The following is a 4,507-nucleotide window of genomic DNA, read 5'->3' as shown; positions in this document are numbered from 1 at the left end:
GGGGTTGGGTTGATCGATGATTACGCCAGGATGGCGAGGATGCCTTTGCTGCCTGGACAGGACCTCATCTTAATCGGCGATGTCTCGTGGCCGTATCAACTAGGTCAGTCCTTGTGGCTCAAGACTTTACTTGGACGCGAAGACGGCTTTGCGCCCAGCGTCGATTTGGCCGCAGAAAGGCAACACGGTGAATTCGTCAGGAGCCTCATCCAGTCTGGCTTGGCGACCGCAGTCCATGACGTTAGCGACGGCGGGGTTCTTATCGCGCTAGCGGAAATGGCTCTCGCAGGAAATTGTGGCTTCGAACTGACTTGGGGCGGCCCGGACACCGAGTTGTGGTTCGGGGAGCACCAGAGTTGTTACGTTGTTGCAGGGGACTACGTCGAAATTTCAGAATTCAAAGCTGATCCTCAGATATTGCTCAAGAAGCTCGGACGAAGCGGCGGAGATCAGCTCAAGCTCTTCGAGAATCTAATCCCCCTCGCCGATATCCGCGCCGCGCACCAAAGCTTCTTCAGCGAGTGGATGGAAGCTTAGGCTCCGACACCCAGACCCAACATTAATCATCCCGGACTTGTTCCGGGATCCAGCTGCCTTTCCGAGCTTGCGCCTTGCGCCGGTAGCTAGACCCCGGCACAAGGCCGGGGTGACTTAAGTGAGGAGTGCCGGGCTCGCTATTTGTTCGAACGAAGGGGCGGGAAGCCCAAATCCTCCGCCAAGTCCCGCCAATCCGGATTCTCGGCCTCGATCACGTTGAACTTCCACTGCCGCCGCCAGCGCTTGACGGTCTTCTCGCGGCGGATTGCGACCTCGATGTCATCGTGCATTTCGAACCAGACGAGGCGTTTGACATCGTAGCGTGAGGTAAAGCCCCCAGACGTCTCTTCGCGGTGTTGGTATATGCGGCCAGGTAGATCGGTCGTGACGCCCGTGTACATTGCACCCCGGTAGCGGTTCGCGAGGAGGTAGACGCAGGGTGCGAATTCGCGCATGCCGCTGACGTAGTAACAAGCTGGACCCCGGCACAAGGCCGGGGTGACAATTGGGGAATTTGTCATGCCCAGATACTGGCCGATCCTGCTGGCGATCGTCGCGGCGCTGGCAGCACTGGCAGTCGGGCTCCACACCCATATCGGCGGAGGCGACGATCACTGGACCTACGCCTCGCGCTACACCGCGCGGGTCGGGTTCTTCCTCTTCATCGTGACCTATTCGGCCTCGTCGCTCGCGCGGCTGTTCCCCAATCCGACCACCAAGTCGCTGCTGCGCAACCGGAAATATTGGGGCCTGGCCTTCGCCACGTCCCACACGATCCACCTCTATGCCTGGTACCACGTCGTTACCGCGCCTGACGCCGAGGTCGACTGGCTCTACCTTTCGCCTGCGATACTCGCTTACATCGTGCTCTACGCGATGGCGCTGACCTCGTGGAACTGGGCCTATCGCTCGCTGGGCAAATGGTGGAATCGGCTCCACAGCTTCGGCATCCACTATCTGTGGCTGATCTTCGCCGGGGCCTATGCGCTCAAGGCTGCCTTCGCTCCCGGCCAGCAGCTTGCCGGCGCGATCCTGCTGCTCGTGGCGCTCGGCGCGCTTGGCTTGAGGATTGCAGCCCGCCGCCAGGGCAAGCCCAAACGTGCCTGATCAGGCGGCGTCCGCGATGTGCTGCGGCCTGATCACCTGGTAGGGATCGATCCCCATTTCGCGCCAGATCCGGTGGCATTCCCGGTAAAAGGCAGGAAGCGTGATATTCAGCCGCTTGCGCGCTTCCTCGATCGGCAGCGGCAGCAGGTCGAGCACCGGCTGTTCGGCGAGCCGCGGGCAGGCAGTGCCCATGCGTTGGCCTTCGCGCACCGCGCGGAACAGCGGCGCCCTGCTCTTCACCTGCTTGCGGATTTCGAACACCCCGGCATAGGCGATGAACAGATGCGCCGGGGCCGGCTGCTGGCCGTAGGTGAAGGCCAGCACGCATTGTTCGCCCAGCGCGTCGCGGCCATAGCCGGTCAGGACGTGCAGCAAATCGTGCGTGTCGCGGATGCGGTTCATGTACCAGCCGAACTGATCCTTGAAATTGCCGCGTGCCTTCACGAAGCTCTCGAACTCGTCGACCAGCCCCCGCGCGGTGAGGCCTTCGCTTTCCATGAAATCGCAATAGGCTTGCGCGAGGCTTCCCTTGGGCATGGCGCGCAGCCTTGCATGATCGTCGAGGATCGCCGGGAGATAGCGCTCGGTCGCGCGCAGGCGTTGCCCGGCGTCCGAAGTGAGGAACTTCTCGGCCGAGGGAAACAGCCCCTTCCACGGCAGCGACTCGAAAATATGGAACACCTCGCCGGTGTTTTCCTTGTCGCGGACGAGGTTGCGGAAATGGTGCCACGCCTTGAGCGGCTTGTAGCGGGGCCGCGGCCGCGTTGGATCGACCATCGGCAGATCGCTGAAATTGCTTTCCGCACCGAGCGGTTCGTCGGCCAGGTCGCCTTTGCCGGAATCGAAAACCGAGGTGGCGCTATCCATGAATGCCTCGCTTAACTTACATTCGTGTAAATAGCGTAAACACCTCTATCCCGCAACCCATTCTTCGCGCGGGATCCCCAACAGATCGAGAATTGCGGTCAGGTCGCCGCGATCGACCCAGCCATTGGCGGCGGCGCGCGCTTTCGGCTTCGCCCGAAAGGCAATGCCGTAGGTCGCGGCTTCGAGCATCGGGATGTCGTTCGCCCCGTCGCCGGTGGCCAGCGACACCGCTCCGTCGCCAAGCTCGGCCAGTTCCTCGAGCAGGACCGCCTGCTTGACCGAGGAGTCGGTTATCGGCTCGTGCAGGCCACCCGTCAGCAAGTCTCCGTCTACAACCAGCCGGTTTCCCACCACCCGTTCGAAACCCAGCATCGCCGCCACCGGATCGGCGAAGTGATGGAAGCCGCCGGTGACCAGTACCGTCCGGCAGCCCTTGCTTTTCAGGGTCTCGACAAGGACTTTCGCCCCCGCCATCGGTTCGATCCGCGTTTCGAGGCATTCGAAGATCGCCTGTTCGGGCAATTCGCGCAGCAGCATTACCCGCTCGCGCAGTGCGCTTTCGAAATCGAGTTCGCCCTGCATGGCGCGTTCGGTGATCGCGGCGATCTGCGGCTTGATCCCGGCGAAATCGGCCAGTTCGTCGATGCATTCCTGCCCGATCATGGTCGAATCCATGTCCGACACGAACAGTCTGGGGATAGCAATCTCGCGATCCGATATGATGCAGTCGGACGGCCGGAACTGTTCATCGATGATGTGCCTCAGCACTGCAGCATCACCTTCGGGCAATTCGAATTCGAGCACATCGCCGCACGAATCGAGCAGCTGCGCCTGGGCGACGCGCAGCCCCTCGCCCTCGAGCGCGGCGATAGTGGCATCGACCTTGCTCGCAAGCGTGTCCTTCTCTGCTATCAGCCGGGCAATGAGCACGGGGAAATCTCCAGAATCGGGCGGCGCGGCGCCAGCGCTGGCGCTCATCGCAGGGCCGACCGCGAGCGGCAAGAGCGATTGCGCCGTCCGGCTCGCGCTGGCGCTGGCCGAACGGGGCAAGCGCGGCGTGGTGATCAATGCCGACGCCTCGCAGGTCTATGCCGATCTGCGCGTGCTGAGCGCTCGCCCGACCGAGGACGAAATGCACGGGGTCGAACACCGGCTGTTCGGCACCTGGGACGGCGCGTGTGCCTGCTCGGCGGCGGACTGGGCGCAAGCGGCAAAAAAGGAGATCGCCGATCTCCATGCGTCCGGCGCTATCCCGATCCTGGTTGGCGGCACCGGCCTCTATATCCGCACGCTGCTGGAGGGCATCGCCCCGATCCCCGAGATCGATCCGGCGATCAGGGACGAGGTCCGAAAGCTGCCCGTGGCGGAGGCATTCGCCGCGTTGCGGATCGAAGACCCCAAGCGCGCCGCCGAGCTCAACGAAGGAGACAGCCAGCGGATCGCCCGGGCGCTCGAGATCGTGCGCTCGACCGGAAAGCCGCTGGCATACTGGCAGGAGCGGACGAGCGGCGGGATCGGCGATGCGGTCTCGCTCCACCCCTTGATCCTCTTGCCGGACAGGGAGGATCTCTATGCGCGATGCGACGCCCGTTTCGCGCGCATGCTGGACGAAGGCGCGGTCGAGGAGGTCGCGGCGCTGCTTGCCCGCGAGCTCGACCCCAACCTTCCCGTGATGCGGGCGATCGGCGTGCCCGAGATTGCCGGCTGGTTGCGCGGGGAATGGACCCGCGAGGAAGCGGTCGCCAAAGGCCGGCAGGCGACCCGCAATTATGCCAAGCGGCAATATACCTGGTTGCGGCACCAGCCGCCGCCCAATTGGCCCCGGATCGAGTCACAGAATGTCGCCATCGAGACACAGTTTGCAACTTTATTACACAATTAAGGCTTGACACGATATAAACTGTCGCCTAGCAGCCTCCCCACCATTGGTCTATGGCCATGAAAGTCTTGTGGAGAGGCGACCCGGTGCAGCCCACTGCGCCGGGTCGGTTTTTTG

General features: G+C 62.9%; 6 protein-coding genes. 3 read left to right on the top strand and 3 right to left on the bottom strand.

The genetic code is table 11. The annotated features are described in order from the left end of the window. Positions 1-537 (top strand): AIR synthase-related protein (locus AC16XC_RS04515; RefSeq protein WP_484033452.1); only part of this gene is annotated, 537 nt, incomplete at its 5' end. A 137-nt stretch (positions 538-674) separates the two neighbouring features. On the opposite strand, the gene AC16XC_RS04510 is transcribed toward AC16XC_RS04515, so the two are convergent. Further along, a complete protein-coding gene (locus tag AC16XC_RS04510; RefSeq protein WP_484033451.1) occupies positions 675-992 on the bottom strand; it encodes a GIY-YIG nuclease family protein in 318 nt (105 codons plus the stop codon). Between the two features lie 64 nt (positions 993-1,056). Between AC16XC_RS04510 and AC16XC_RS04505 the strand changes: the two genes are divergently transcribed. After that, positions 1,057-1,644 carry a hypothetical protein gene (locus AC16XC_RS04505; RefSeq protein ID WP_484033450.1) on the top strand — a complete coding sequence of 196 codons (588 nt, stop codon included), beginning with the start codon at positions 1,057-1,059 and terminating at the stop codon, positions 1,642-1,644. Here the strand turns inward: AC16XC_RS04505 and AC16XC_RS04500 are convergent, their stop codons facing one another. Both AC16XC_RS04500 and serB read right to left on the bottom strand, forming a co-directional pair. After that, complete coding sequence (locus AC16XC_RS04500) at positions 1,645-2,511, bottom strand: Coq4 family protein (RefSeq protein WP_484033449.1); 867 nt, start codon at positions 2,509-2,511, stop codon at positions 1,645-1,647. A 45-nt stretch (positions 2,512-2,556) separates the two neighbouring features. Beyond that, on the bottom strand, positions 2,557-3,441 hold the full coding sequence (gene serB / locus AC16XC_RS04495; RefSeq protein WP_484033448.1) for a phosphoserine phosphatase SerB: 885 nt from the start codon (positions 3,439-3,441) through the stop codon (positions 2,557-2,559). Between serB and miaA the strand changes: the two genes are divergently transcribed. Then, a complete protein-coding gene (miaA, locus tag AC16XC_RS04490) occupies positions 3,434-4,393 on the top strand; it encodes a tRNA (adenosine(37)-N6)-dimethylallyltransferase MiaA (RefSeq protein WP_484033447.1) in 960 nt (319 codons plus the stop codon). The genes serB and miaA overlap by 8 nt on opposite strands. Positions 4,394-4,507: the final 114 nt, after the last annotated feature.

The organism is Candidatus Andeanibacterium sp. (assembly GCF_057143545.1).
This window is presented reverse-complemented; position numbering and strand designations above follow the sequence as displayed.

What these genes read in the sequence shown, in the direction of transcription:
- AC16XC_RS04510 (WP_484033451.1), bottom strand. Translation starts at nt 992, where the DNA reads ATGCGCGAATTCGCACCCTGCGTCTACCTCCTCGCGAACCGCTACCGG.
- AC16XC_RS04505 (WP_484033450.1), top strand. Translation starts at nt 1,057, where the DNA reads ATGCCCAGATACTGGCCGATCCTGCTGGCGATCGTCGCGGCGCTGGCA.
- AC16XC_RS04500 (WP_484033449.1), bottom strand. Translation starts at nt 2,511, where the DNA reads ATGGATAGCGCCACCTCGGTTTTCGATTCCGGCAAAGGCGACCTGGCC.
- miaA (WP_484033447.1), top strand. Translation starts at nt 3,434, where the DNA reads ATGAGCACGGGGAAATCTCCAGAATCGGGCGGCGCGGCGCCAGCGCTG.